26 protein-coding genes, 1 tRNA gene and 1 riboswitch are annotated in these 26,464 nt (G+C 66.6%); of the genes, 6 read left to right on the forward strand and 21 right to left on the reverse strand.

Annotated elements, in window-relative coordinates; genetic code table 11:
• Window positions 1–26: 26 nt before the first annotated feature.
• A riboswitch (TPP riboswitch) is annotated at window positions 27–129 on the reverse strand.
• Window positions 130–187: 58 nt separating this feature from the next.
• Genes ACNH6H_RS11085 through ACNH6H_RS11095 form a run of 3 tightly spaced genes read left to right on the forward strand, consistent with a single transcriptional unit; the run spans window position 188 to window position 3,095 of the window.
• Window positions 188–682, forward strand: a complete 495-nt coding sequence (locus ACNH6H_RS11085) for a cupin domain-containing protein (protein WP_418317642.1) — start codon at window positions 188–190, stop codon at window positions 680–682.
• Window positions 679–2,223, forward strand: coding sequence for an AMP-binding protein (locus tag ACNH6H_RS11090; RefSeq protein ID WP_418317644.1), 1,545 nt, complete (start codon window positions 679–681; stop codon window positions 2,221–2,223). Before ACNH6H_RS11085 ends, ACNH6H_RS11090 begins: the two co-directional genes overlap by 4 nt.
• 53 nt (window positions 2,224–2,276) lie before the next feature.
• On the forward strand, window positions 2,277–3,095 hold the full coding sequence (locus ACNH6H_RS11095; RefSeq protein WP_418317645.1) for a transglutaminase domain-containing protein: 819 nt from the start codon (window positions 2,277–2,279) through the stop codon (window positions 3,093–3,095).
• 18 nt (window positions 3,096–3,113) lie between these two features.
• Here ACNH6H_RS11095 and ACNH6H_RS11100 read toward each other — a convergent pair whose 3' ends face one another.
• The 13 genes from ACNH6H_RS11100 to ACNH6H_RS11160 all read right to left on the reverse strand — a co-directional run bounded on the left by ACNH6H_RS11100 (window position 3,114) and on the right by ACNH6H_RS11160 (window position 17,828).
• Window positions 3,114–4,019, reverse strand: a complete 906-nt coding sequence (locus ACNH6H_RS11100) for a hypothetical protein (protein ID WP_418317646.1) — start codon at window positions 4,017–4,019, stop codon at window positions 3,114–3,116.
• 4 nt (window positions 4,020–4,023) lie between these two features.
• Window positions 4,024–5,007, reverse strand: a complete 984-nt coding sequence (locus ACNH6H_RS11105; protein WP_418317647.1) for a 3-hydroxybutyryl-CoA dehydrogenase — start codon at window positions 5,005–5,007, stop codon at window positions 4,024–4,026.
• Window positions 5,004–6,083 (reverse strand): NAD/NADP octopine/nopaline dehydrogenase family protein, encoded by a 1,080-nt coding sequence (locus tag ACNH6H_RS11110; RefSeq protein WP_418317648.1) that lies wholly within the window; start codon window positions 6,081–6,083, stop codon window positions 5,004–5,006. Before ACNH6H_RS11110 ends, ACNH6H_RS11105 begins: the two co-directional genes overlap by 4 nt.
• A 10-nt stretch (window positions 6,084–6,093) precedes the next feature.
• The gene (locus ACNH6H_RS11115; RefSeq protein ID WP_418317649.1) at window positions 6,094–6,822 is read right to left on the reverse strand and encodes an SDR family oxidoreductase; all 729 of its coding nucleotides are present in this window, start codon (window positions 6,820–6,822) and stop codon (window positions 6,094–6,096) included.
• Window positions 6,823–6,930: 108 nt separating this feature from the next.
• The gene (locus ACNH6H_RS11120) at window positions 6,931–7,716 is read right to left on the reverse strand and encodes a cyclase family protein (protein WP_418317650.1); all 786 of its coding nucleotides are present in this window, start codon (window positions 7,714–7,716) and stop codon (window positions 6,931–6,933) included.
• Window positions 7,717–7,718: 2 nt separating this feature from the next.
• The gene (locus ACNH6H_RS11125) at window positions 7,719–8,975 is read right to left on the reverse strand and encodes an SDR family NAD(P)-dependent oxidoreductase (protein WP_418317651.1); all 1,257 of its coding nucleotides are present in this window, start codon (window positions 8,973–8,975) and stop codon (window positions 7,719–7,721) included.
• A 142-nt stretch (window positions 8,976–9,117) separates the two neighbouring features.
• Window positions 9,118–9,246 (reverse strand): hypothetical protein, encoded by a 129-nt coding sequence (locus tag ACNH6H_RS11130; RefSeq protein ID WP_418317652.1) that lies wholly within the window; start codon window positions 9,244–9,246, stop codon window positions 9,118–9,120.
• A gap of 77 nt (window positions 9,247–9,323) precedes the next feature.
• On the reverse strand, window positions 9,324–10,487 hold the full coding sequence (locus tag ACNH6H_RS11135) for a thiolase family protein (RefSeq protein WP_418317654.1): 1,164 nt from the start codon (window positions 10,485–10,487) through the stop codon (window positions 9,324–9,326).
• A complete protein-coding gene (locus tag ACNH6H_RS11140; protein ID WP_418317655.1) occupies window positions 10,484–12,115 on the reverse strand; it encodes an AMP-binding protein in 1,632 nt (543 codons plus the stop codon). Before ACNH6H_RS11140 ends, ACNH6H_RS11135 begins: the two co-directional genes overlap by 4 nt.
• A gap of 120 nt (window positions 12,116–12,235) precedes the next feature.
• Window positions 12,236–12,724 carry an aromatic-ring-hydroxylating dioxygenase subunit beta gene (locus tag ACNH6H_RS11145; RefSeq protein WP_418317657.1) on the reverse strand — a complete coding sequence of 163 codons (489 nt, stop codon included), beginning with the start codon at window positions 12,722–12,724 and terminating at the stop codon, window positions 12,236–12,238.
• 107 nt (window positions 12,725–12,831) lie between these two features.
• Entirely contained in the window at window positions 12,832–14,157 is a 1,326-nt protein-coding gene (locus ACNH6H_RS11150) for an aromatic ring-hydroxylating dioxygenase subunit alpha (protein ID WP_418317659.1), read from the reverse strand.
• A gap of 15 nt (window positions 14,158–14,172) precedes the next feature.
• On the reverse strand, window positions 14,173–15,672 hold the full coding sequence (locus ACNH6H_RS11155) for an indolepyruvate oxidoreductase subunit beta family protein (RefSeq protein ID WP_418317660.1): 1,500 nt from the start codon (window positions 15,670–15,672) through the stop codon (window positions 14,173–14,175).
• Window positions 15,669–17,828, reverse strand: coding sequence for a thiamine pyrophosphate-dependent enzyme (locus tag ACNH6H_RS11160; RefSeq protein WP_418317661.1), 2,160 nt, complete (start codon window positions 17,826–17,828; stop codon window positions 15,669–15,671). Before ACNH6H_RS11160 ends, ACNH6H_RS11155 begins: the two co-directional genes overlap by 4 nt.
• A 111-nt stretch (window positions 17,829–17,939) precedes the next feature.
• Between ACNH6H_RS11160 and ACNH6H_RS11165 the strand changes: the two genes are divergently transcribed.
• Entirely contained in the window at window positions 17,940–18,446 is a 507-nt protein-coding gene (locus ACNH6H_RS11165) for a MarR family winged helix-turn-helix transcriptional regulator (protein WP_418317663.1), read from the forward strand.
• A gap of 6 nt (window positions 18,447–18,452) precedes the next feature.
• Here the strand turns inward: ACNH6H_RS11165 and ACNH6H_RS11170 are convergent, their stop codons facing one another.
• Together ACNH6H_RS11170 and dtd are read right to left on the reverse strand one after the other, a co-directional pair.
• Window positions 18,453–19,643, reverse strand: a complete 1,191-nt coding sequence (locus tag ACNH6H_RS11170) for an MFS transporter (protein ID WP_418317664.1) — start codon at window positions 19,641–19,643, stop codon at window positions 18,453–18,455.
• 13 nt (window positions 19,644–19,656) lie between these two features.
• Window positions 19,657–20,100, reverse strand: a complete 444-nt coding sequence (gene dtd / locus ACNH6H_RS11175) for a D-aminoacyl-tRNA deacylase (protein ID WP_418317666.1) — start codon at window positions 20,098–20,100, stop codon at window positions 19,657–19,659.
• A gap of 165 nt (window positions 20,101–20,265) precedes the next feature.
• On the opposite strand from dtd, the gene ACNH6H_RS11180 reads away from it, so the two are divergent.
• On the forward strand, window positions 20,266–21,147 hold the full coding sequence (locus tag ACNH6H_RS11180) for a 3-keto-5-aminohexanoate cleavage protein (protein ID WP_418317668.1): 882 nt from the start codon (window positions 20,266–20,268) through the stop codon (window positions 21,145–21,147).
• Between the two features lie 305 nt (window positions 21,148–21,452).
• Here the strand turns inward: ACNH6H_RS11180 and ACNH6H_RS11185 are convergent, their stop codons facing one another.
• From ACNH6H_RS11185 to ACNH6H_RS11200, 4 genes are all read right to left on the reverse strand, one after another.
• Window positions 21,453–21,803, reverse strand: a complete 351-nt coding sequence (locus ACNH6H_RS11185; protein WP_418317670.1) for a DUF1428 domain-containing protein — start codon at window positions 21,801–21,803, stop codon at window positions 21,453–21,455.
• A gap of 32 nt (window positions 21,804–21,835) precedes the next feature.
• On the reverse strand, window positions 21,836–22,285 hold the full coding sequence (locus ACNH6H_RS11190) for a VOC family protein (protein WP_418317671.1): 450 nt from the start codon (window positions 22,283–22,285) through the stop codon (window positions 21,836–21,838).
• A 100-nt stretch (window positions 22,286–22,385) separates the two neighbouring features.
• Window positions 22,386–23,663, reverse strand: coding sequence for an RNA polymerase sigma factor (locus ACNH6H_RS11195; protein ID WP_418317672.1), 1,278 nt, complete (start codon window positions 23,661–23,663; stop codon window positions 22,386–22,388).
• A 6-nt stretch (window positions 23,664–23,669) separates the two neighbouring features.
• Window positions 23,670–24,098 carry a YciI family protein gene (locus tag ACNH6H_RS11200; protein WP_418317674.1) on the reverse strand — a complete coding sequence of 143 codons (429 nt, stop codon included), beginning with the start codon at window positions 24,096–24,098 and terminating at the stop codon, window positions 23,670–23,672.
• A 142-nt stretch (window positions 24,099–24,240) separates the two neighbouring features.
• Between ACNH6H_RS11200 and ACNH6H_RS11205 the strand changes: the two genes are divergently transcribed.
• Entirely contained in the window at window positions 24,241–24,615 is a 375-nt protein-coding gene (locus ACNH6H_RS11205) for a YciI family protein (RefSeq protein ID WP_418317676.1), read from the forward strand.
• A gap of 112 nt (window positions 24,616–24,727) precedes the next feature.
• On the opposite strand, the gene ACNH6H_RS11210 is transcribed toward ACNH6H_RS11205, so the two are convergent.
• A tRNA-Ile gene (locus tag ACNH6H_RS11210) sits at window positions 24,728–24,804 on the reverse strand.
• Window positions 24,805–24,877: 73 nt separating this feature from the next.
• A complete protein-coding gene (locus ACNH6H_RS11215; protein ID WP_418317677.1) occupies window positions 24,878–26,221 on the reverse strand; it encodes a vanadium-dependent haloperoxidase in 1,344 nt (447 codons plus the stop codon).
• Window positions 26,222–26,464: the final 243 nt, after the last annotated feature.

Genomic DNA, 26,464 nt, shown 5'->3' on the forward strand with positions numbered 1-26,464 from the left:
CCCGCACCCGTGGTGTGGGCGGATGGACCTGGGGCTACAACTCTCCTTTCGCCGGTACTAACCGGATCAAGTTCGCGGGTTTGGGTTCACCATCTCAGCACGCGTTTGCATGCACCCCGGAGCGAGCGCATTGTGGCCGATCCTGCAGAATCCGGTCAATGGCTGTTGCAATTTCAGCGAGGAAGCGATGTCCGATGCCAGCTTTCCGATTGCCATACGCGCGGGCGAGGTCGCACCGCGCAACCGGCCGTCGAACTACCCGCAACCGATTGCCGCTCGTTTGGCCGGCCGCGAGAAACGCGTGCTCGGGGACCTGTTCGGCCTGCGCAATTTCGGTGTCAACCTGACGCGACTCGCGCCCGGCGCGGTATCGGCCTTGCGTCATGCCCATGCATCGCAGGACGAGTTCATCTATGTGCTGCAGGGCCGTCCGGTATTGCGGACCGACGCCGGCGACACGCCGCTCGAACCGGGCATGTGCGCCGGTTTTCGCGCTGGCAGCGGCGATGCGCACCAGTTGACGAATCCGACCGACGCCGAGGTCGTCTTTCTCGAGATCGGCGATCGCAGTGCCGACGACAGCGTCAGTTATCCGGACGATGACCTGGTCGCTCGCGCCGGTGCCGGCGGCTGGCAATTCACCCACAAGAACGGTGACCCGTATCCGGGGCAGCAAGGATGAACCTCGCGCACTGGCTGCAGCGCCGCGCCAACATCGATCCGCATCGACCGGCGATCGCGCATGGCGAGACGGTCTGGGCCGACTATGCCGGCTTTGCCGCACGCGCTGCACGCACCGCGGGCTGGCTGCGTTCGCAGCGTGTCTCGGCCGGCGATCGGGTCGCGCTGTTTCTGCCAAACCGGCCCGAATACCTGCCGCTGTTGTGGGGCATCTGGTGGGCCGGCGCGGTTGCGGTGCCGGTCAATGCAAAGCTGCATGTGCGCGAGACCGCCTGGATCGCCGGGCACAGCGGCAGCCGCATCGTCTTCACCGATGCAGACCATCGCGATGCACTGGTCGGCGCGCTTCGCGAAGCCGGCTCGAACGCGCAGGTCGTCGGCGAGTTCGGTTTTCTCGACGATCGATCGATCCCGCTCGAGCCGATCACGGACCGGGCCGAAAACGATCCGGCCTGGCTGTTCTATACCAGCGGCACGACCGGCCGGCCGAAAGGCGTGACGCTGGCCGCGCGCCAGCTGCGCTGGTGCTCGATGGCCTACCTGGCCTCGGTGCAGCCGGTCGGGCCCGCAGACGTGATGCTGCACCCGGCGCCGCTGTCGCACGGCGGCGGTTTGTACCACCTGCCCTATGTGCTGAACGGCGGGCTCAACGTCGTGCCCGCATCGGGTGGTTTCGAGCCGGCCGAGGTGCTCGCGCTCGCCGCGCACTGGCGCAATGCGTCGTTTTTTGCCGCGCCGACGATCGTCCGCCGGCTCGTCGACGCAGCGCGCCACGCATGCCGCCAGCCGGAGGGCCTGGCGACGATCTGCTACGGCGGCGGCCCGATGTACCTCGCCGACATCGAGGATGCGCTCGACGTGATCGGCCCGCATTTCGCGCAGATCTACGGCCAGGGCGAATGCCCGATGACGATCAGCGTGCTGCCGCGCGCATTGATCAACGACCGCTCGCAGCCGCGCTGGCGCGAACGGCTGGCGTCGGTGGGTTATGCGCAATCGATGGTCGAGGTCACGGTGCGCGGCGACGATGGCGAAGCGCTGCCGGCCGGCAGCAGCGGCGAGGTCTGCGTACGCGGCGACGTCGTGATGGAGGGTTACTGGAACGATCCCGCGGCCACCGCAGCGACCCTGCGCGACGGCTGGTTGTGGACCGGCGATATTGGCCGCCTCGACGACGACGGCTTTCTGACGCTGCTCGACCGCAGCAAGGACCTGGTCGTCAGCGGCGGCAGCAACATCTATCCGCGCGAAGTCGAGGAGGCGCTGCTGATGCACCCCGGCGTCGCCGAGGTGTCGGTGATCGGCCGGCCCGATCCCGAATGGGGCGAGGTCATCGTCGCGTATGTCGTTCGCAGCGGCGCGGTCGATGCCGCGGCACTCGATGCGTTCTGCGTCGAGCACATCGCACGCTTCAAGCGGCCGAAACACTACCGCTTCGTCGACGAGTTGCCGAAGAACAATTACGGCAAGGTGCTGAAGACGGCGCTGCGCGAGATCGAAGCCGGCAAAGCCGCCGGCGGCGACGCGGCGCCGTCCGACTGAACGCGCGTTTGGCCGCGGGCAGAATCACCGCTTTCAGCAACCGGAGAAGTGCGATGCGCCTCAAAGCCAGTTGCGACATCACCGTGCGCGCAGCCGAACCCTGCCCGGTGATTGCGATGCTGCGCCCGATCAGCGGGCTCGCGCAGTGGTTGACCAGCGAAAGTTATCTGTTCGAGCCGGCGCTGCGGCCGACCGAATATGTCGATGCCTTCGGCAACCTCTGCCAGCGTTTTGTCGTGCCGCAGGGCCTGCTGCGCATCCGTGTCGAGTCGGTGGTCGAGACCGACGACCGCATCGCCGTCGATCCCGATGTCGCGCCGACACCGGTCGAGATGCTGCCGGATGCGACGCTGCAGTTCCTGCTGCAAAGCCGCTACTGCCCGTCGGACAAGATGGCCGATCGCGCCGAGCAGATCGCCGCCGGCAAGCGCCCCGGTTATGCGCAGGTGCAGGCGATCTGCGACTGGATCCACCAGAACATCGAATACCGCTACGGCGTCAGCGACGAAAGCACCGACGCGCTCGATTCGCTGTCCGACGGCGCCGGTGTCTGCCGCGACTTCTCGCACATCGGGATCGGCTTGTGCCGGGCCCTGCGCATTCCGGCCCGCATGGTCGTCGGCTACCTGTACCAGCTCGACCCGATGGATCTGCACGCCTGGTTCGAGGCCTATATCGGCGACCGCTGGTATACCTTCGATGCGACGCAGAACAAGCCGCGCGGTGGCCGCATCGTCGTCGCGTATGGGCGCGATGCCGCCGATGTCGCATTCCTGTCGAACTACGGCCCACTGGAAACCGCAGGGATGCAGGTTGCCGTCGAGCTGCAGCCGGATCCGCCGGCGCTGCCGCCGGCGAGTTATGCGGTGTGAACGCCCGCAGGCCTGCGCTCAGTAGCCGAACCAGGCCAGGTCGCGCGCGGAAATGGCGGCCTTCAATTCGCGCCGCCAGTGGCCGACACGCGCCAGTTCTGCCCGCTGCATGCCGGCGACGGCGTTCTGCTCAACCGAACCTGCGCAACGGTCCTGATCCGCGCAATTGAGCAGATACAGGATATCTGCCGACGTGCAATCGCGACCGAGATCGCATGAGACCTGTTCCAGCGCAGCATTCAGATAAACCGCCTCCGGCGATCGAATCGACAGATTCTTGCGCTCGAGAATTCGAGAGATCAAGTGGTATGCCAGATGATTAAGGGCCATCCAATCTTCCCGCTCCAGCACAACCATCAATCGGGTCGCGGTCGGCGGGCCGTTGAACATCCACGGAAATTGCAATCGATCGGATTCGATTGCCCTGTGACGCAATCGGCTGCGCAATTCATCGTTTGCCGACCGGTCATTGTCGAAAAAGCCACGGCATTTCTCGAGCAAGCGACTGGCAGCATCCATCTGCTGTGCAGATGCCGGGCCGGAAGCAGCACCGTTCGCCATCTGCTCGTACCGTTCCCTCGGGTGAACGGATGCCATGCAGGCAGTGACGGCGTGCCATCCGTCGCGTAGCCGCTCCGGACGGGCTGAAGCGAGCGCCTCGTTCGCCAGCGCGTAAAGATCGGGGGCGCCTGAGAAACTGAGCCGATTGTCTGGACCTGGTTCCGCCGCAAGGTCTGCGTCAGTGCGAACAGCCGGTCGCGCAATCGGGTCGACGACATGCGATGCAGCAGCGACCGGATTCGGCCAAGGATCAGGCCCGCGATCATCATCGGTATCTCCGACGACAGAGCCTGCCAGCGCGGCGATCAGCATCGCGCCTGCGCCGAGCGCGATCGAAGGCCAAACCCTGCCCACGAAGGTCATGCGTTCAGTCGAGCACCGGTGGCTTGAACAATCCGGCGTGGCGCAGCATGCCGAGCGTGCGGTCGAGCACGTCGAGGCGGTAGGCGGGAATGTCCTTGCCGGCGTAGTCGTAGAAACCGGCGCCGCTCTTCAGGCCGTTGCGGCCTTCGGCCATCATGCGGTCTACGACCGGCGGCGCGGTATAACGCTCGGCGCTGAGCGTGCGGCTCATGTAGCGGCTCGCGTGGTACAGGATGTCGTTGCCACCGAAGTCAATGAACTCGACGACGCCGATCGCCGCGAAGCGAAGCCCCAGGCCCTGGCGGGTCGCGATGTCGATGTCCTCGGCGGTCGCGACGCCTTCATCGACCATCCGCGCCGCCTCGTTCATGATCAGCGCCTGCAGCCGAGGCACGATGTAGCCGGGGGTCGGCCCACACATCACCGTCGTCTTGCCGATGCCGTGCAGCAGCGCGGCGAGCCGCTCGCGCACCTCGGTCGACGTGCCGTCGTGTGCGCTCAGTTCGACCAGCGGGATGATGTAGGCAGGGTTCAGCCAATGCGCGTTGATCAGGCGTTCGGGATGGTTGACCATCGGTATCAGGTCGGTCACCAGGATCGTCGACGTCGTCGATGCAATGATCGCGCCAGCGTCGGCCGCTGCGCAGACGCGGGCCAACGCCTCGCGTTTGGCCTCCAGCGTTTCCGGAACGCCTTCGAAGATCGTCTGCGCCGCGGCGAGTGCGGCATCGGCATCGTCGTTGCGCACGATCGATACACGGCTGGCGATGCGCTCGACCGCATCCGCCGGCACCGCCCCGAGTTTTGCCAGCGCCTGCAGGCTGGCGGTGATCTCGCCGATCGCATCGGCCGACAGACGCTGCCAGTCGGCGTCGCTGCGCGGCTTCAGATCGATCAGCGCGACCGGTTGGCCGGCATAGGCGAAGGCGATCGCGATGCCGCGGCCCATGCGGCCGGCGCCGACACAGGCGATGGCCGGCGCGTTCAAGCCTGCCCCCGCTGCAGCAGCGCCTGCAGATCGCCGCGGCTCAGTTCGGCCAGCCCCAGCGCCTCGAAGCTGCGCGGCCCTTCGCGCAGGTCGCGGCCGAGGATCGCGCCGGCGATCGCGAGCAGGCCATGCGCGACCGGCGCGTCGACTTGCGCATAACGCGCGACCGATGCCAGGAAGGCCAGCCCGAGCACGGTGTCCTCGAGCATGTAGCGGTGCGTGTGCAGGTCGATCTTCTCGCGCCAGTCGCCCGAGTCGGTCAGCTTCTTGTGTGCATCGCCGTACATCCAGCGGTCGCTGTTGTAGTGATCGGCGAGCGGGAAATGCGGCGCGCCGTAGCCGAGCGCCTCGCGCACCGCGACGCGTTCGGCATCGAGCGCATTCGTCACCGCGCGCACCGCCGGCTGCGTGCCTTCGTTGTGGATGTCCCAGCGGTCGAAGTGCTGCAGCGGCGCCGCATTCATCAGGATCAGCGGCGGGTGGATGATCGGGCCGGCATTCATCAGCGCGCCCGACAGCGCATCGCCGCAGTCCTCGATCACGCCCGGAAACGCCTTGGCGATCACCTCGAGCGCATGGCGGCTTTCGCTGGCCGGGTAGACGCCGGTCGGCAGGTGCACCGCGCGGATCGTGATCGCGACCTCGGCCGGGCCGTGCTTGCGCGCGAGCCACGGCAGCGTGCCGGTCTCGGCATAAACGACCTTCGCGGCATTGCCGCTGGCGCGGACGATGCGGTCCATCGTGAAGCTGCCGAAGGTGCCGGGCGGCAGATAAACCACCTGGCCATCGACCAGGTGCGGCGCCATCGCGCGGGCGATGTCGTCCTGTGCCAGTGCCGGCGACGGGATCAGCACCAGTTCGGCGCCGCGCAGCGCCTCGCCGATGTCGGCGGTCGCCAGTGGCACCGCCACCAGGCGCGTGCCGTCGATATCCTTGACGCGGATGCCGCCGCCTTGACGCACGGCTTCGAGCGCCGCGCCATCGCGACGCCACAGTCGGACCTCGTGGCCGGCTTCGCTCAGGTCGGCTGCGGCGGCATAACAGCCATGGCCGCCGCCCAATACGGCAATCTTCATTTGTTTCCCTTCACAAGACGAGGCTGCCGACGCTGGTGCCGCCGCAGACATAAAGCACCTGGCCGGTGATGAATCCGGCTTCGGCGCTGGCAAAAAACTTCACTGCATGGGCGACGTCGTCGGCCTGGCCGAGCCGCTTGACCGGGATGCCGGCGGCGATCTGCGCGACCTTCGGATCGCCGACCGGGATCACGCCGTGAAACATGTCGGTCTGGATCGGCCCCGGCGCGACGACGTTGACGGTGATGCCGGCGGGCGCCAGTTCGAGCGCCCAGGTGCGTGCCATGCCGAGCATGCCGGCCTTGGTCGCGGCATACGCGGTGCGCGTCGCGAGCCCCAACGCGCCGCGCGACGACAACAGCACGATGCGGCCGAAACCGGCGGCCTTCATCGCCGGCAGGCAAGCCTGCGCCAACGCGATCGCAGCGGACAGATGGATCTCGACCAGCTTGTCGAGATCTGCGAGTTTGACGTCTTCGAGCAGCGCCGGAAGGATCACGCCGGCGTTGTGGATCACGGTATCGGGCGCAAAACGCTGCGCGGCCTCGGCCGCCGCCTGCGTGGTTGCTGCGCGGTCGGCGAGGTCGACTTCGATCGAATGGAGGTGCTCGTGCGCGAATGTCGGCGCGCGCCGCGCCAGCGACACCACCTGCCAGCCATCGGCCAGCAACTGCCGGCAGATCGCCTCGCCGATGCCGGCGCTGCCGCCGGTGACGACGGCACAACGGGGTTTGTTCATTGCAGTGTTTGAGGTCATTGCCGTAGGAGGGGCTTCAGCCCCGATTGGATGTGTGGCAGTTGCCCGAATCGGGGCTGAAGCCCCTCCTACAAATGGATGGCATGGCGGTCATCCCGCGACCAGCGCCAGAACCCGCAACGGGCTGCCGCTGCCCTTCTCGATCTTCAGCGGCGGGCAGATCAGCAGCGTGCCGGTGGCCGGCAACTGGTCGAGGTTGCTGAGGCACTGCAGGCCGTAGCGGTTGGCGCCGTGCATGTAGTAGTGGCAAGGAAACGGCGGGCGCAGGTGGTAGCCCTGGCCGGCGTCGGTGCCGATCGATTCGCTGCCGAAACCGAGCACGTCGCGCTCTTCGACCAGAAACCGCGCGACCTCGGCATCGGGGCCCGGCGTGTGCTGGCCGGTTTCGTCGTAATTCTGGTAGGCCTCGGGGTCGCTGCGCTTGGACCAGTCGGTGCGCATCAGCACCCACGAGCGCGGCGGAATGCGGCCATGCTGCTTCTCCCATTCGAGCACCGCATCGACGGTCAGCAGGTGGTCGGGATCGGCGGCACTTTCGGCCGAGCAGTCGATCACCACCGCCGGTGCGACGAAATTTTCGACCGGGATCGTATCGACCGAATTGTTCGGCTGGTCGCGGCCGGAGATCCAGTGGATCGGCGCATCGAAATGGGTGCCGGTATGTTCGCCGCAGGAAAAATTGTTCCAGTACCAGCCCGGCCCGCGTTCGTCGTATTTCGAGACCTCCTCGATGCGGAACGGCCAGCACTGGCCGAATTCGGGCGGCAGCGAGATCTGCGGAAATTCCGGCGTCAGCGTTTGCGTCAGGTCGATCACGCGGATCTGGCCGCCGGCGAGTGCGCCGGCAAGGGCATTGAGGATGTCGTTCGGTTTCATGATCAGGTTCCACTTCCGGCAGCCAACTCGCGCTCCAGGACCTTCGGGTTCTCGCGCCAGCGGGTCAGCCACTCCTGAGCGACGTCGCCGGGATAGATGTCCTCGGTGCCCTCGCGCAGCGCCTTGACGATCGCGCGGGCGAGCGCTGCCGGCGCGACCTTCGGCGGCGGCATCAGCTGGTTCCACTCGTCGTCGATCGGCCCCGGAAAGGCATTGATCACGCGGATGCCAGCTTGACGCATTTCGGCGCGCAGGCATTGCGCGAGCGAATAGGCCGCGGCCTTCGATGCCGAATAGGTGCCGTGCGACGGGAAGTTGCTCAGCGCATAGATCGACAGCAGATTGACCCAGGCGATCGCATGGCTGACGCCGTCGGCGCCGCGGCCCTTCAGCGCCGGGCCGAATTCCTGCGCGAGGCGCAGCGCGCCGAAATAGTTGATGTCCATCTCGGCGCGCGCGACATCGGTGCCGCGCCGGTTCGCGACGCCGCTGGTGCGGTGCACCTCGGCGTTGTTGATCACGATATCGACCTTGCCGGCGATCGCGCCAGCCAGATCGGACACCGAGCGGCCGTTGGTCAGGTCGAGCGGCACCAGTGCGACCTGTGGCAGCTTCGTGATCTCGTCGAAGCCCGGAATCTTCTTCCACGGTTCGGCATGGCCGACCCAGATCAGGTCTGCGCCGGCCTTGGCAAGCGCTTGCACCAGCGCCTGGCCGACCGCCGACTTGCCGTCACTGACCAGTACCTTGCGGAATTTCGGGTCGCAGCCCATCTCGCGCAACATCGGATCGTCGTTCATGTTCGGGGTTTCCTCGGTCGGAAAAGCGATCAGCACCGCCTGGCCGGCGCGGTCGAGCCGCGCGCCGACCTTGACGCGGGTCGGCGCATCGGGCACATCGCCGTGCAGGTGCAGCATCAGCGTCGCGCCGGCATCGAGCCGCACCAGCCCGAGCCGCCACGGCAGCCGTTCGCGGAAAAACAGGTCGTTGCTGTGCGCCAGCGTGGTCTGGCTCAGCAATTCACCGGCGCCGTCCTGTTCGGTCCATTTCAGCCGCGATGACAGACAGGCATGGCATGCCTCGCGCGGCGGGTATTGCACGGCGCCGCAGTCCTGGCACACCTGCAATTCGAAGCGCCCTTCGGCCGCCGCCGCCGTCATCCCGAGCGCAACCCGGCCGCGCTGCCCCGGCGGCAGCGTCGGCAGCCGGGTGCGCAGCACCGGGTTCTTGCGCTTCGGGCGGATCAGGGGCATGGTCATCGGGCAAAGCTCCTCAAATATTTCGGACCTTCGCCAATCGGGGCTGAAGCCCCTCCCACAGGCATGCCGCCGCTGGCGCAATCGGGCAGCAGCCTGGGTCGACTTTGTGGGAGGGGCTTCAGCCCCGATTTGCTTGCCGTCATCAGGCCCTCGCCAGGATCAAGCCGCCGGTGCACAGGCAGCGGTCGTAGGTGATCATTCCGAAACCGCTGACGAGGCCGACCTGGGCATCGGGCACCGGTTTGCCGAGCGGGCTATCGCCCACAGGCATGCCGCCGCTGGCGCACACGGGCAGCAACCTGGGTCGACTTTGTGGGAGGGGCTTCAGCCCCGATTCGCTTGCCGTCATCAGGCCCTCGCCAGGATCAAGCCACCGGTACACAGGCAGCGGTCATAAGTGATCATCCCGAAACCGCTGACGAGGCCGACCTCGGCATCGGGCACCGGTTTGCCGAGCGGGCTATCGGTCAGCTGGCGAACCGCTTCGACGAGGCCGAGATAACCGCCGGCGGCGCCGGCCTGGCCCATCGACAGCTGGCCGCCGCTGGTATTGGTCGGCAGCGTGCCGTCGACGGTCAGCGTGTGGCTGCGCACGAAATCGACGCCCTCGCCTTCGCCGCACAGCCCGTGGCCTTCGTACTGCATCATCACGATCACCGGGTAGTCGTCGTAGAACTGCACGAAGTCGAGTGCCTCCGGCTTGATGCCGGCCATGCCGAACAATTCGTCGCGGTCGACTGCCCAGCCGCCGCGGAACATGATCGGGTCGTCGCGGTAGGCGTTGTGGCGCTCGGTGGCGGCCAGCACCTGCGAATATGGCAGGCCAAGGTCGCGCGCGCGCTGTTCGCTCATCACCAGCACGCCGTCGCCGCCGGCGCACGGCATCACGCAGTCGAACAGGTGGATCGGGTCGGCGATCACCCGCGCATTCATGTAGTCGTCGAGCGTCAGCGGCTTCCTGAACATTGCATGCGAAATGCCGAGCGCGTTGTCGCGCTGGGCGACGCAGATGCGGCCGAAGTCCTCGCGTTTCGCGCCGGTGGTTCGCATCTGGTGCGCGGTGATGAAGGCGAACATCGAATTCGGCCCGCCCGAGCCATAGGGCCAGGTTGCGTCGCGCGCGAAGCCGGAAAAACTGCCGAGCATCTGCCAGAACGAATCGACATGGTTGGTGTCGCCGGAAATGCAGGCAACGATATCGGCGTCGCCTGCCTGCACCGCACGCGCCGCCCGGCGCACCGCGACGACACCCGACGCGCCGCCCATCGGAATGTGATCGAGCCAGCGCGGGCTGACGCCGAGGTGCTGGGTCAGGCCGACCGCGGTATCCGGAGACAGCGAAAAACTCGAGACACAAAGCCCGTCGATATCGTCCTTCGCGATGCCGGCCTGCTTGACGAGCGCAGCGAGCACCTGGCCGAGAAACCATGGCGCACCCTGCGTCGAAAAACGCTGGTACGGGACGGTCACCGGGACCGCAACGGCAATGCCTTCGTAGCCGCGGCGGGTCATGACGACCTCTTCTTCAACGCCCGCGTATCGACACAGCGCGGCGTGCCGGGCAGCGTGGCGGCCAGCGCCTTCAACTGCGCGCGCTGCACCTTCTGCGACAGCGTCAGCGGCAAGGCGTCGACAAAGGCGACATAACCCGGCGCCTTGTAATAGGCGAGCTGCTGCAATGCATGGCGGGTCAGGTCTTCTGCAAGCTTGCGCAGCGCATCATCGGCATCGACCGGCTCGCGCAGCACGATGCAGGCCAGCACCTCGTCGCCGCGCACCGCGTCGGGCGTCGCCGCGACGCCGACCGCGCGCACCGCCGGATGCTGCGCGAGCACGCTTTCGACCTCGACCGCCGAGATGTTCTCGCCGCTGCGGCGAATCACGTTCTTGCGCCGATCGACGAAAAAGAGGTTGCCGTCGGCGTCGGCGCGGACAAGGTCGCCGGTGTGGAACCAGCCGCCCTGCCAGGCTTCGGCCGTCGCTTGTTCGTCCTTCAGGTATTCGCTGAAGAAGCCGCGCCGCGGGTCGGCGCCGGCGGCGCGCACCAGCAGTTCGCCATTGCTGCCGGTCGGCACATCGAGGCCTTCCTCGTCGACGAGCCGCCATTCGACCGCCGCTTCGGCGCGGCCGAAACAGGACTGTCCGACATGACGCGGCTCGCGATTCGCGATCACGACTGCGCCGGCGCCGGTTTCGGTCATCGCCCAGGCTTCGAGCAGCGGAAAGCCGAAGCGCTCTTCGAACGCCGCATGCTGGCGGCGGTCGACACCGGCGCCGAAACCGAAACGCACCCGGTGGGCCGCATCATCGGCCGATGGCGGCGCGCCGATCAGCATCGCCGGCATCACGCCGAGATAGTGGACGATCGTCGCGCGTGTATCGCGCACCGATTGCCACCAGCTGCCGGGATGGAAGCGGTCGAGCTGCACCAGGCAGCCGCCGGTTTTCACCATCGCCATTGCCGAATAGGCCATCGCATTCATGTGCGTCAGCGGCAGCGGCGTGATCAGCCGCTCGGCGCCGTCGCGCAGCGTGCACAGGCCGCCGATCCCGGCATACCACTGCCCTGCGAGCAGAAAATAGTCGTTGCTCAGCACGCAGCCCTTCGGCCGACCGGTGGTGCCCGACGTATACAGCAATGCACATTCGCTGGCATTGGTGATCGGCTCGCCGGCACGCGGCGCCGGCAGTGGCGGCGGCGCAACCGGCCCCGAATCGTCCGGCCGCAGCAGCACCGGCTCGCGCCCGGCGGCCGCGGCGGCGCGCAGGTCGCCGAAGCGCTGCTCGAGCCCGACCACGAGACACAGCTCGCTGTGCTCGAGCAGGTAGCCGAGTTCGACCGAACGCAGGTCGTTGTTGATCGGCACGACGCTGACGCCGAGCGCATTCAGCGCAAACCAGTGCAGAAAGAAGTCGGGCCGGTTCTCGAGCAGCAGACCGGCGCGGTGGCCATGGCCGTAGCCGGCCGCGGCATACCGTTCGCGCAGCGATTCGATGCTGGCCAGCGCATCGCCATAGGACAGCGTTGCGGCCTCGATGCCATAGGCGCCAGCAGTCACCGCCTCGGTGCAGAGGAAGTCGGCGTCGGGCCGGCGCTGCGCGCGCTCGACGAAGGCCTGGTACACGGTGTCTTCAGCCATGGGCATGTCAGCTCGCCTGTAGGAGGGGCTTCAGCCCCGATTCAATGGCGTGGCCACAGCCCGAATCGGGGCTGAAGCCCCTCCCACAAGACAAGCCCCTCCCACAGATGTTCTGCTGTTTCATATGAACAGCTGCACCGGCGGCAGCGCCGCGTCGCAGTTCAGCAGGTTGACACGCTTCAGCGTGATGCGCAGCGCGCCGTCGTCGACACGGAGGTGGTGGAACGCGGTGCCAACCAGCATCAGCATCTCGTCGCCGCTCGACTCGCTGTAGTGGAACTCGGTGCGGGTCACGAAATGGTTGGCAGCGGCATCGAGGGTTTCGACATGCGGCTGCTGCAGCAGGTGATGGCAGCGGCTCGGCGGCTGCTGCGAAAACGCGCGCGGGCTCTTGAAGCGCTCGATCCGCAGCTCGCGCAGCAGCTTGTCCTCGTACATGTGCGAGGTGTGCTCGAGTCCGGGCGGCTGGTCCGGCGTCAGCGGCACCCAGTAGATCGCATCGTCGGTGAACAGCTTGTTCCAGCTCTCGAAGTCGCGCGCATCGAGCAGCCGCGCTTCGCGGTAGACAAATTCGACGAGGTGTTCGGCAGTGACTTGGTCTGGTGTCATCTTTTCAAGCTCGGTCATCGCAAATGCTTGTGGAAGGGGGTTCAGCCCCGATTTCGTCGCATGGCATCAGCCCGAATCGCGGCTGAAGCCGCTCCCACGGAAAAATGTCACATGCTCATCGTCATGTATTTGGCCCATGCGCGATATTGGTTGCGCATCGAGATCTCGCTGGTGCCGTTGGCGGTGACATCGGCCTGGCCGATCTCTGCGGGGTCGAAATTGCGGTGCAGGCTGATCCAGTCGTTGCCGCTGGCATGCAGGCCCTGCTGGATACCGCGATAGGCGTGCAGGTCGTCGTGGCCGACCACCGAGAACGGCGAATTGATCAGCCGCGAATACATCGCGGTGCGCTCGAGCAACTGCTTCGGCGCGCCCTTCAGCCGGAAGGTCCAGCTTTCGATGATGGTCTTGTCGACGGCAACGGGCCTCACGACGCGTATCGCCTGGATCGCGCCCTTGATCGTCAGGTTCGGAAAATAGACGGTGTTGTGCCGCGTCAGGCCGAGGATCTCGTGCGCGCGCTCCTTGCCGTAGGCCTTGATCATCGCCTCCTCGTAGGCCGGCACACCTGAATATTTCGAGTGGATGCTGAACTTGACGCCGGAAAAACTGTGGCCGTTGTCGAAGACGCGCACGCCCATGTCGTCGAAGAACTTGTAGTCCGACATGAATGGCGCAAACTGCTCGATCGCCATCGGTTTCGGCTCGTCGGCCGGCTTGCCCATCCACATCTTGACCGCGGTGCCGGCCGACGACTCGTGCACGACCATCGGGTGCATCGTGTCGTTGAGGTTCTCGACGAACATCTTCCAGTTGCAGGCATGCGTATAGCGCAGGCAGCCGCCGGCGATCTCCAGCTCACCTTCCGGCGAGCGATCGGCCATGTTGTCGATCGAACTGAGCGATTCGCCGAAATAGCTTTCGAAATCGGGCCCGACATCGTTGATCCGCGCGAAGATGAAACCGCGGTAGACGCGCACGTTGTTGATCGCGACCAGTCCCTTTCCGCTTTCGCATTCGCGCACGTTCGTGCCTTCATAACCTTCGCGCACCGGCATGTTCAGCAGCGAGCCGTCGGTGCGGAAGGTCCAGGCGTGGTACGGGCAGCGCAACACCTTGCCGGTATTGCCGCACGGCGCGGTGACGAGGCGGGATCCCTTGTGCGCGCAGCGGTTCATCAGCACCTTGACCTCGCCGTCGGAGTGGCGCACGACGATCAGCGGCCGGCCGCCGATCTCGGCGGTCAGGTAGTCGCCGTTGTTCGGAATCTGGCTGCTGTGGCCGACATAGTTCCAGGTATTCGCAAAGAAGTGCTGCTGCTCGAGCGCGAAGATTTCCGGATTGATATACAGGTCGCGGTGCACGCGGTCCGGCTGCACCAGCGCGCCGACCCGCGCCTTCAGGTCTTCGGTGGGTCCGTTGTAGCGGTCCATCGTCGTGCTCCTTTCTCAGATGCCGGCCAGCGCCGCGTCGAGCGCATGGCCGTGTTCGTCGGCGAGCGCCGCATCGCGAAGACGGCGCAGCGCCGCGGCCGCTTCGGGTTTGCCGGCGAGGCGTTCGCAGGCGCCCATCAGCTTGTCGAAATTGCGCGTGCCGCGTTCATGGGTATCGCTGTAACCCTTGACCAGGCGCTGGCAGCGCGCGATCTCGAGCGCGAGCGCCGGGTCGGTCGATGCCGCGGCAGAAATTCTGGCCAGCCAATCCTCGATGCGCGCGTTCTCGACCTGGTAACGCAGGCTGCCGCGCCGCCAGCGGCGCAGCCCGGCCAGCGTGTACAGCAGCAGGAAGCCGCGCAGCGAACTGGTCTGCACGATGCGGCCGTGCTGCGTGAAGCGTTCGACGAGGCGGCGCGGCGCGCCCGATTGCAGCAACCAGCGGCCGAGCGCTGCCGGCAGCGTGTCGCAGATCTCCTGCAGCCGCGGATGCAGGAATTCATTGATCTGCAGCAGCTGCTGCTCACCGACCCGGGCTTCGCCACGCACCCGTTCGAAGCGCGTGGCACGCACCTTCAGTTCGGCGACGCGGACCGTATCCTCGTAACTCATCCACAACGCGAGATGGCGCGCAACCTCGGCGGTCAGTGCCGGATCGCCGTGGCGCTGGATCGCCGCGACGCGGTCGAGATAGAGGCCGGCATAGGCCGGATCCTGGTAATCGACCAGCCGCCGCACACCTTCACCGATCAGCGGCTGCTCGGCCGGCGCGAAGTCGCGCTGCAGCCGTTGCAGCAGTGCATCGACCTCGGGGTGGTCGTGGCGCTCCGGCAGCGGGCGCAGCGGTGCCGACGCCGGTTCGGCGATCGGCGGCGGCGTTTCGCTTGCACGCGCTGCGCCCTCGCCGAAGGCGCGCAGGCTGGCGGCGACACCGACGCCGCCGCGCTGGATCGTCGCCTCGAAGGCCTCGCGCGAGAACGGCAGCACCGCAGCACCGCACAGCGCGCCAAACATCACCGCGCTGATCACGCTGCCGGTCTGCTCGGTGACGGCCGCCATGTCGAAGCGCACGAAGGTTTTTGCCGCGTCGATGCAGGCGGCTTCGATCGTGCGGCTGTCGGCGACGCCGTTGCCCATCGCCGACTTTTCGGCGATTGCATAGACGCGGTGCGTCGATGCGATCAGCGTCGTGCGGTCCGGGGTGACGAGGCCGCGCTGCACCGCTCGGCCGGCCTCCATCAGCTCGGAGGCGATCAGCACGTCGACGTCGCCGGGCGTCGGAATCAGCGACAGCACCGGCTCCGCGCCGGCGGCTTCGGCCGCGGCGCGCGGAAACAACTCGAGGTAGTAGATCGTCGCGCCGGTGCGTTGCGCGACGCCGGCGACCGAGGTGCTCTGCGCGAGGTAGCCGTTGTGTTCGCCGAGGTCGACGATCCAGTCGGCGAGCACGCCGCCACCCTCGCCACCCATCGCAAGGATCGCGATCTTGATCGGTTGAACGCTGCCGTTGCTCATAGCGCGGTCGCGGCGATGCGCCGGCTGTTGCGCGCCTGCAGCGTGCCGATCACGCGCTCGCGCAGCCGTGACTTGAAACGATCCCAGCGACTCGGGTTGCTGATGATCTCGGCGCGGTAGAAAGAAGGGCACAACACCGCTGCATGCGAGACCTCGCCGCACATGCCGCAGCCGACGCAGCTGTCGAGCACGGTGGCGACCGGGTCGCTGCGCAGCGGATCCGGATTCGGCTTGATGCTCAGCGACGGGCAGCCGCTGATGCGGATGCACGAATGGTCGCCGGTGCAGGTATCGCTGTCGACGCCGAAACGTTCGCGGACCTGGCGTTTGCCGTCGGCGATCGCCTTGCGCACCAGCGGCTTCTCGCGCCGTTGCCGGTTCAGCATGCATTCGGACTGCGCAACGATGACCTTCGGCCCTGCCTGCTTGCTCGTCAATGCATCGCGGATTGCGTTTCGCATGCCGGCAACGTCGTAGGTGCGGCGGATCGTGCGCACCCAGTTCACGCCGACGCCGCGCACCGCCTGCTCGATCGCGTGGAAGGTGCTGCGGCTGCGGTTGTTCGCGCGCGACGACGGGATGTCCTGGCCGCCGGTCGCCGCGGTGTAGTTGTTGTCGATGATCAGCGTCAGGCCGTCGCTCTTGTTGAATACCGCATTCGCGATGCCACTGGTCAAACCGTTGTGCCAGAAGCCGCCGTCGCCCATGATGCTGATCGGGCGCCGGCCCGGCGTGCCATGGAAGGCCGCCGCGCCGGCCGCGCCAAGGCCGTAACCCATCGTCGTATTGCCGATGTGGAATGGCGGCAGGATCGAGAACAAATGGCAGCCGATATCGGCGCTGATGTGGTGTTCACCGAGCTCGCGCTGCACCAGCTTCAGCGCCGCGAAGACCGGCCGCTCCGGGCAGCCGGTGCACAGCCCCGGTGGCCGCGCATGAACCTGGCTGTCGATCGCCTTCAGCGGGATCACCTTCTGGCTGCCGGCAGGCGCCAGCTTCGCCTCGTTGAAGGTGGTCGGCAGCCACTGCGGCGCATGTTCGGCAAAAAACGCGCGCAGCCCCTTGCCGAGCGCCGCCGGCGTATATTCGCCGGCCGCGGGCAACACGCCCTTGCCGACCAGCCGGGTTTGCAGGTCGGCCTTGCGCAACACCGTCGTGATGCCCTGCTCGATGTAGTTCGGCTGGCCTTCCTCGACCAGCAGCACCGCCTTCTTGCCGCTGCAGAAACGCAGCAGTTCCGAATCGATCAGCGGATAGGCGACGTTCATCACGTACAGCGGCAGTTTCGGCCGCCCATAGACATCGGCGAGGCCCAGCCGCTCGAGGGCACGCAGCGTCGAGTTGTAGAGGCCGCCCTGAACGATGATGCCGACGTCGGATTCGCCTTCGCCAAAAAATTCGTTCAGGCCGCGCTCCTCGATGAAGCGCACCGCCGCCGGCCAGCGCTGCTCGATCTTCTCCTGCTCGTGCAGAAAACTTGCCGGCGGCAGCACGATGCGCTGCGCGTCGCGTTTCGGCTGATTGGCGGCATCGGCGAGCGTGAAGGCCGGCTTGCGGTTGTCCTTCGCGGTGAAATGCCCGTGCACATGGCAAGCGCGGATGCGCAGCTGCAGCATCACCGGCGTATGACTGGCCTCGGACAATTCGAAGCCGTCCTCGACCGCCTTGACGATCGACGGCAGGTTCGGCCGCGGATCGAGCAGCCACATCTGCGATTTCATCGCGAACGCATGGCTGCGCTCCTGCATGATGCTCGAGCCGTCGCCGTAATCCTCGCCGACGATCACCAGCGCACCGCCGGTGACGCCGCCGGAAGCGAGGTTGGCGAGCGCATCGGACGCGACATTGGTGCCGACGGTCGACTTGAACGTGACCGCACCGCGCAGCGGGTAGTTGACCGATGCCGCGAGCGTCGCCGCCGCAGTCGCTTCACTGGCGCTGGTCTCGAAATGCACACCCATCTCGGAAAGGATGTCCTGCGCATCGGCGAGCACGTCCATCAAGTGCGAGATCGGCGAGCCCTGGTAGCCGGCGACATAGGCCACGCCGGATTGCAGCAGCGCTTTCGTGACCGCGAGGATGCCCTCGCCGGCGAAGGTTTCGCCCTCGCCGAGCCGCAGCTTCTTCACCTCTTCGGCAAACGATCTTTCCGCCATCGCGTCCTCTGAATGCAGGCTTGTGCAGGCCGGCAGCCCGACCTATAGTTCAGATATGAACATATGCAAATGCATCTGTAAAGGGGTTGTTTCCCCGCCAGGAGGGTAACCGTGCCAAAGCCTGCCATGCAATCGGTGCGCGTTGCTGACATCGAACCGGCCGCCCAACCGGCCGCCTTCATCGACGACTATCTGGCCTACCTGCTGGCGCGCACCAGCCACCTTATCTCGGCCGAATTCCATGCCGTCGTGCAGCGCGCCCGCCTGCCGGTGCTGCAGTGGCGGGTACTGGCGACGCTGGCCGACGGCAGTGCGCGGACGATCGGCGAAGTCGCGACGATGGTGCTGATACCGCAGTCGACGCTGACGCGGATTGCCGAACGCATGGTGCAGGCCGGCCTGCTGCAGCGCGCGGCCGACAGCAGCGACCGCCGCTTCACGCGGATCCGGCTGACCGACGATGGCCTGGCGTTGGCCGACCGGCTGGTGCAGCAGGCGCGCGAGCATGAGGCGGCGGTTGTCGACGCGCTCGGCGCCGACGACGCACGCGCGCTGAAACGCATCCTGCACAAGCTGATCGAGCAGCATGCGGAGGGCGGGCCTGCCAACCCGCGCTGAAAATTCTTATGGAATGCGCCGCGCGCCGATGGCCAGCAACGCCGCGGCAACGACGACGACGCCGAGCGCAATCGTCAACGAGCTGGCATGGGCGATGCCACCGATCAGCGGCGGCCCGACCATGAAGCCGACATAACCGACCGACGAGGCCGACGCGATCGCCGCTGCCCGGCTGACACCGCGCACACGCGTCGCCGCGCTGAACAGGATCGGCACGACCGGCGCGAGCCCGGCACCAACCAGCGCGAAGCCGACCACCGACAGCAGCGGATGGCCGCTGACGAGAACGATGGCCATTGCGGTGGCCGCCACTGCTGCGCCAAAACCGAGCACACGCCGTTCCGCAAAGCGGCTGCGCAGCGCATCGCCGGCGAATCGGGTCGCCGCCATCGCCGCGGCAAATGCCGCATAACCGAGGCCGGCCTGCGCCTGCGACATCAACACCTGTTGCTCGAGGTAGAGCACCGACCAGTCGTACATCACGCCTTCTGCTGTCATGCCGCAAAAGACCAGCAGACCGATCACCAGCAGCTGGCCTCTCGGCCACGCGAAGTGGGCCTGCGGCAGCGAATCGTCGCGTGGATGCACTTCCAGCATCGAACGGGAGGCAACAACGATCAGCACCGCAACGGCACTGCCCACCAGCAGCAGTTGCAACAGCGGCGCAACGCCAGCGCGCAGCAGCAGCGACGTCAGGCCGGCGCCGGCCATGCCGCCGACGCTGAACATCGCGTGCAGGTTGCTCATCACCGAGCGCCCGCCCAGGCTTTCGAGCGCAGTGCCTTCGGCGTTGATCGCGACGTCGAACAGGCTCATGCCGGCGCCGAGCAGCAGCATCGTCAGCAGCAGCGGGACGATGCCGGCCCAGGCCAGCACAAGCATCAATGCCGCACAGACAGCGAGCCCGGCCATTGCGGCGCCACGCCGCGCACCGAAGCGCCCGATCGCCCTGCCGGCAACAAACAACATCGACACGGCACCGCAGCCCCCGGCCAGCAGCATCAGCGACAGATTGAATTCGTCGAGCTGGTAGTGCGCCTTCACCGATGGTATGTGGACGCCCCAGGCGCCGGCCAGCAGACCGAGCGCAGCAAACTGCGCGCGAGTCGCCCAACGTGCCCGTGCCAGTTGCTGCGGCGAGGGCGGCGCGTCGGCAACGGCATCGGCTGGCGGCAGAACAACCGGATCGGGATTCACTGCGCCGGCCCGCTCATGCCGACATCTGCAGCGGAATCGTCACCGGCCCGTCGTTGACCAGCGAGACCCGCATCGCCGCGCCGAATTCGCCGGTCTGCACGAGCGGATGCTGCGCCCGCGCACGCTCGACAAACAAGCGATAAAACCGTTCGCCTTCGTCGGGCGGCGCCGCCTGCGTGAAGCTCGGCCGGTTGCCGCTGCTGGCGTCGGCGGCCAGCGTGAACTGGCTGACGACGAGCAGGCCGCCGCCGATATCCTGCACGCTGCGGTTCATCTTGCCGGCGTCGTCGGCAAAGATGCGCAGCTTCAGGATCTTTGAAAGCATCCGCTCGGCCAGCGCATCGCTGTCGCCGCGTTCGGCGCACAACAGCACCAGCAGGCCGGCATCGATTGCGCCGACAGTGCGGCCGTCGATCTCGACACGGGCTTCGGTGACGCGTTGCAGCAGGGCTTTCATGGCGGGTGGGGAGCGAAGGATTGTTTAACGGACCTGGACAATCTGCGCGATAAGCGCGATTGCCAATGTTCGCGGGCCTGCATACAGTGTCCCAGACCCGCCGCGCGGATCGCAGCAACGCGACGGACGCCTGCAGATGCGCGAGGCCTCGACAAGGAGACAGCGATGACGAAGAAGATGATCATCGAGGCGCGCATCAACGAATATGCAATGCGCGACGACAACCCGCATGTGCCGTGGACCGCCGACGAGATCGCCGAGACCGCGGCCCGTTGCCGCGAGGAGGGCGCCAGCATCGTCCACTTCCATGCGCGCAACCCGGACGGCTCGCCGCTGCACGGCGTCGACGCCTATGCCGAGATCATCCGCAAGATCCGCAGCCGCAGCGACATCCTGGTGCACCCGACACTCGGCTGGTTCGCCAACGACGACGACCCGGCCGGCCGCATAGCCTGCGTGACGACGCTGGCGTGTGACCCGGCGACGCGCCCGGACTTCGCGCCGATCGATACCGGCAGCGTCAACCTCGAGAGCTACGACGCCGAATCGCGCAGCTTCCACCACGGCGAACGGGTCTATATCAACCGGACGACGACGCTCGAGCTGTATGCGCGGGACTTCAAGCGCAGCGGCATCAAGCCGCAGCTCGTGACCTGGGCGGTCGGCTTCACGCGCCGCGCCGCGGCGATGATCGAGATGGGACTGGTCGACGAGCCGGCCTGGTTTCTCGTCAACATGACCGAAGGCGCCTGCCTGACCGGGCATCCCGGCACCGCCGCCGGGCTCAAAGCCCACCTCGCGTTTCTGCCGGCGAACCGCAAGGTCGAATGGGCCAGCAATGTGGTCGGCGGCAACCTGCTCGAGCTGGCCGATACGACGGCCCGGCTCGGCGGCCATTTGGCCCCCGGCATCGGCGACCATCCGTACCTCGAACTGGGATGTCCGCGCAACGAGGAGGTTGTCCGGATGGCGGTACGCACCGCCCGCGCCGCCGGCCGCGAGATCGCATCGCCGCAGGAGACGCGGGAGATGCTCGGGTTGGCCTAGACGACGTCGAGACCAAGGATCGCGCCGCAGGACGCGCTGCTCAGGCAACGGCAAGCGACACCGACGGTCACAACACCTCGCACACCTCGTCGCAACCCAGCCGTGGCGGCCGCTCGCGCAGGCCGTTGCGGTCGCCGTGACCGAGATGCACAGGAGATTCGTGTGCACCGCAGTGCCTTCCCAGAACAAGGTATCTGCCTGCGCCGCATCGAAGCCAGACATCGGCCCGCAGTCGAGTCCGAGCCGCCTCGCCGCGGCAATCAGGCAGCCGCAGGCATTGCGAAGCTTGCGATGCTTGCGCCCGCCTATTCGTTCACGATGGCCTCGAAGCCACCGAAGATCACGCGTTTGCCGTCGAAGGGCATCGGGTTGTGCTCGGGCGACATGCGTGGATCGGCCATCACCTTCGCCATTCCCGCATCGCGGGTGGCCTTGTCGGGCCAGCTGATCCAGGAAAAAATGACCGTCTCGTCGGCCTCGCGCAGTACCGCGGTGTGCATCGAGTTGAGCTTGCCTTCGGGCACGTCGTCGCCCCAGCACTCGACGACCGACAGCGCGCCGCATTCCTTGAAGATGACCGCTGCATCCGCGGCGTGGCGGCGAAACGCCTCCTTGTTGGCGGTCGGGACGGCCGCCATGAATCCATCGACATACATGAGCTTGCTCCTTTGCGAACTGGGACAGGGAATCACTGGAACTCTTTCGGCGCACCGTTGATGCCCCAGCTGACGCCGAAGCGATCGGTCACCATGCCGAATATCTCGGCCCAGAACGTCGGCGCCAACGGCATCGTCACCTGGCCACCGTTCGACAGCGCATCGAATGCGGCCCGTGCCTGGTCGACCGTGTCGAACTGCAATGCGAGCATCACGCCCTTGATGCCGTCGTGCGGCATGCCGGGCGGCGTGTCGCCGGCGAACAGCATCGCGCCGCCGGGCAGCGCCAGGCACGCATGCATGATGCCGTCGCCGCTGGGTGGGCCTCCCTCGGCGCAGCCCTCGCCTGACGCTGCGGACGCCGGCATGTCGTCGTAGCGCATCATCTTTTCGATCTTCGCGCCGAGGGCTCGCTCGTAAAAGGCAAAAGCGTCTCTGGTCTTGCCGTCGAAGCTGAGATAGGGCGTCAACGTGGTGGACATTCGAATGCTCCTTTGATCAGGGTTGGGTTTGTCGGGCTCACCATGTGACGACGAACGAGCAGCGAACAAATCGACATCCCGCGCACGAGATCGCAAGAAATCAATGGGCGAGGCGTTGTGCACGGGCCAGCAGCAGTTCGCGCTCACGCGCGTTCTGCGTCAACCCGGCGGCGCGGCGCAGCGCGTCGCACGCTTCATCGGCGCGGCCGAGCTTGTCGAGCAGGTCGGCGCGCACCGCATGCATCAGGTGGTAGCGCTGCAGCAGCGGATCGCGGGCCAGGCTGTCGACCAGCGGAAGGGCAGCGCCTGCGCCCTCGGCCATTCCGACCGCGACCGCACGGTTGAGCTCGACCACCGGCGACGGCATGCATCGAAGCAGGGCATCGTATTGCGCGACGATCTGTGCCCAGTCCGTCTCCGCGGCGGTTCGCGCCCTCGCATGGCAGGCCGCGATGGCCGCCTGCAGTGCATAGGGGCCGGGCTCGGCGCCGCTGGCGGCGGCGATCGTTCTGGCCCGTTCGAGTGCCGCCAGACCGCGGCCGATCAGCACATGGTCCCAGCGGCCCCGGTCCTGATCCGGCAACAGGATGGGGCGCCCGGCCGCGTCGGTCCGGGCGCGCAGGCGCGATGCCTGGATTTCCATCAGCGCAACCAGGCCATGGACCTCGGCTTCGTCCGCCGCCAGCGCGGCAAGCACACGGCCCAGCCGCAGCGCTTCCTCGCACAGCGCCGGACGCAGCCAGTCTTCGCCCGCGGTGGCCGAGTAGCCCTCGTTGAAGATCAGATAGACCACTTCCAGCACTGCCGCCATCCGCTCGCGCAGCGCCTCGCCCTGCGGTACCTCGAACGGCACCCGCGCCGCCGACAGCGTACGTTTGGCGCGCACGATGCGCTGTGCAATCGTCGGCTCGGGCTGCAGGAAGGCGCGGGCGATCTCGGTGGTGGTGAGACCGCCCAGCAGACGCAGCGTCAGCGCGACCTGGACCGGCCTGGACAACACCGGGTGGCAGGCGGTGAACACCAGCCGCAGCAGGTCATCGCCGAAGCTGTCGCGCTCGTCCAGCGCATCGCTGAAGTCGGGTACGACATGGTCGCCGCGCGCCGCCGCATCGGCGCCCAACTCCTGCTGACGGCGCAGATGCAGCGCCTCCTGGCGCAGCCGGTCGAGCGCCCGGTTTCTGGCGGTGGTCATCAGCCAGGCTGCAGGATTGTCGGGAATGCCGTCGCGCGGCCAGTGTTCGATCGCGGCGACCAGCGCATCCTGCGCCAGCTCCTCGGCCAGCCCGACATCGCGCACGATCCGCGCAACCGCGCCGATGATCCTCGCGGCCTCGATGCGCCAGACGGCATCGATCGTCGCATGCAGGTCACGCGCCACGGCAGACTAGGTGCGCCGGGCTTCGATGTCGGCCCGCAGGCGATCTTCCTGTTCGCGCAACTCGGGCGTAAAGGCATCGCCGAAGTCGTCGGCTTCGAAAACAGGGCGGATCTCGACCTCGCAATCCTCAGCATGCGGGTTCGGGCAGCGCCGTGCCCACTCGATGGCCTCGTCCATCGATCGCACCTGCCACAGCCAGAATCCGGCAACCAGTTCCTTGGTCTCTGCAAACGGCCCGTCGATGACGCTGCGCTCGCTGCCCGAATAGCGAATACGAACGCCCTTGCGGCTGGGGTGCAGGCCCTCGCCGGCCAGCATGACACCCGCCTGAACCAATTCCTCGTTGAACTTGCCCATTGCGGCAAGCAACTCGCTGTCGGGCATCTCGCCGGCTTCCGAGGCCGACGACGCCTTGACCATCACCATCACGCGCATGAAGAATCTCCTTGTAGTGGGACGAGGGCCGCTGACACCTGGCTGGCGCAGACCATGCCTTCATCATCACGACGATCGACCGGCGTCGATCTCGACATCCCGGGCGCAGAATACACAGCGACGTTGATCGGGAGCCCTGACCTTGCAATATCTTCTGCTGGTGTACGTGGATGAAAAACTGCTCGGCGAATTGCCGCCGGAGGCCTTCGATGCCGAGATGAAGCAGTGCCTGCAGCACGCCGACGAAATGCAGGGCGTCGGCAAGCTCGTTTCCTTCCAGCAACTGGAGGCGCCGGCATCGGCCCGGTCAGTCAGGACGCGGGACGGCAAGACCACGGTGCTCGACGGCCCGTTTGCCGAAACCAAGGAAATGCTCGCCGGCTTCAATCTGATCGAGGCCGATTCGATCGACGATGCGGTTCGCATCGCGCAGGAATTTCCGTGGGTGCGCTACGGCTGCATCGAGGTGCGGCCGGTGCGCGATGTGCAGGCGGTGCGGAAGCGGGTCGGCGCCTGAGCTTGCGGTGGCGGCAAGGCGCGACAGGCGCTGGCGACCTGTTGCCGTCTTCCAAACACGCCTGCCAAACCCTCGCCTTGCAGCGGCGCGAGCGACAGGCGGATGATGATGCTGGTAGGCCGTGTTGGACTTGAACCAACGACCAAAGGATTATGAGTCCTCTGCTCTAACCAACTGAGCTAACGGCCCGTGAGCGGCGGATTGTAGAAGGCGGGCGCGCCAGCCTCGTGTTGCCCAGCAGGCTGCTGGTGTCGCAGCCGGATCAGGCAGCCGCCGATCTGGCGCGGTAGATGCGGCTCATCACGTGGTTGGCAACCTGGTTGCCCTGCTCGATCGCCGGCTGCTTGTCGAAGCTGAAATGCACGCCGAGGTAGATCCGGCTTTGGGCGTTTTCCTGTTCCGCGGCACTGAGACTGGCGAACGAGCGCGGCCAGTGCGGCCGGATGCGCCCGGCGCTGTCTCTGGTGGTGCCGTTGAATTCGTCGGAGACGAAGGTGAACGGCACATCATCGGTGCCGAAATAGTTCCTGAGCGTCTGGAAGGTCGCACCACCAAAACCGGCGTGGCCGGACGGATAGCTCGGGAACGGCGGCGTGAAATCGGCACGGCTGAGGTTCGACGCCGGTGAGCCGAGCGGTGTCCATCCGGCATCGCCGGCGGTGGCCGGATTGCCGTCGCCCTTGCCGGTCGGCCCGCTGCCCGGATCGGCCTCGCGGATCGCGGTGACCGGCCGCCAGTAGTCGTAGAAGAATTTCGATTCCCAGACGACGATGCCGGTATCGGCCAGCGCAACATTCGCAATCGCCAGCAGGCGTGCGATCTGGTCGAGCGGAAGATTCTTTTCGCGAACGATCGAAGCGAGGATCTGGTTGTACATCCTCGCCGGCGCACACAGGCTCGGTGTGCCGTCGTAGGCCCAGAACAGCGCGCTGTGCGTCTGCTCGGGGGTCCGCACGGTCGGCGTGATGATGCCGTCGCCACCAAACTGCTTCACATCGTCGAAGGCGTCGGCATAAGCCTGGCTCGTCAGCGCCGGCGGTGGCGGCGCCCGGAATACCGCCGCGGTCGGCACGACGAACGGGACGACACGTTTCCATTCGGCGCCGAGCACCTGCTGCTCCGGATTCAGCGGATCGGGCCGCCAGCGGCCCGGCTCTGCACTGCTGAGATAACTCGACGGCGCCGTCGGCAGGCTCAACTCGGAGCCATCGTTTGCCCTCGCATCGAGCACCACACGCGCTGACGCCGCGCCGAGCGCAAGACCGGATGCCTTCGCGTCGCCGTCCGCCAGCCTCGCCAATTCGGCTTCCAGAATCGCGAGCAGGCGCCGCTGCTGTGCCGGATACAGCACCGACAAGCAGTCGTAACTGGCCCGTGCGGCCGCGGCTTTCGCTGACGCAGCCGGTACCGAACCTCCATCAAAGATGAACGGCTGATAAGAGCCGTAGATCGAGGCCAGCGCATCGGCGACGGCGATCTGCGTGATCGCCAGCGCGCGCGATGTCCGCAGCGGTCCGAACTGCTCCGGCGTTGCCGATGCGTGATCGAGACCGCTGGTATTGATCGCGGTTTCGTTCCAGTGCAATACCCAGTTGTCGTCGGGCACAGCCGGCGCGGCAGAAGCCGGGCTGGGGCCCTGCGGCCCTGCTTCGCCCCCGCCTCCGCACGAAGCCAGATAAGGGACCAGAAACAGTGCGGAGCCGGCGAGAATTGTTCGTCTTGGTATCGGCTTCATCGGACACTCTGGGTCGGATTGGTCGGCAATGCCCGCAAAACCGGGCCATTGCTGGCTGCTGCCGCGTCGAGTTCAGGGCCAATGTAGCGACTTTGCGCCGCGAAGTGAATCGCT

The sequence above is a fragment of the Pseudideonella sakaiensis genome (assembly GCF_048320135.1).
Taxonomy (GTDB): Bacteria; Pseudomonadota; Gammaproteobacteria; order Burkholderiales; family Burkholderiaceae_C; genus Ideonella_A; species Ideonella_A sakaiensis_A.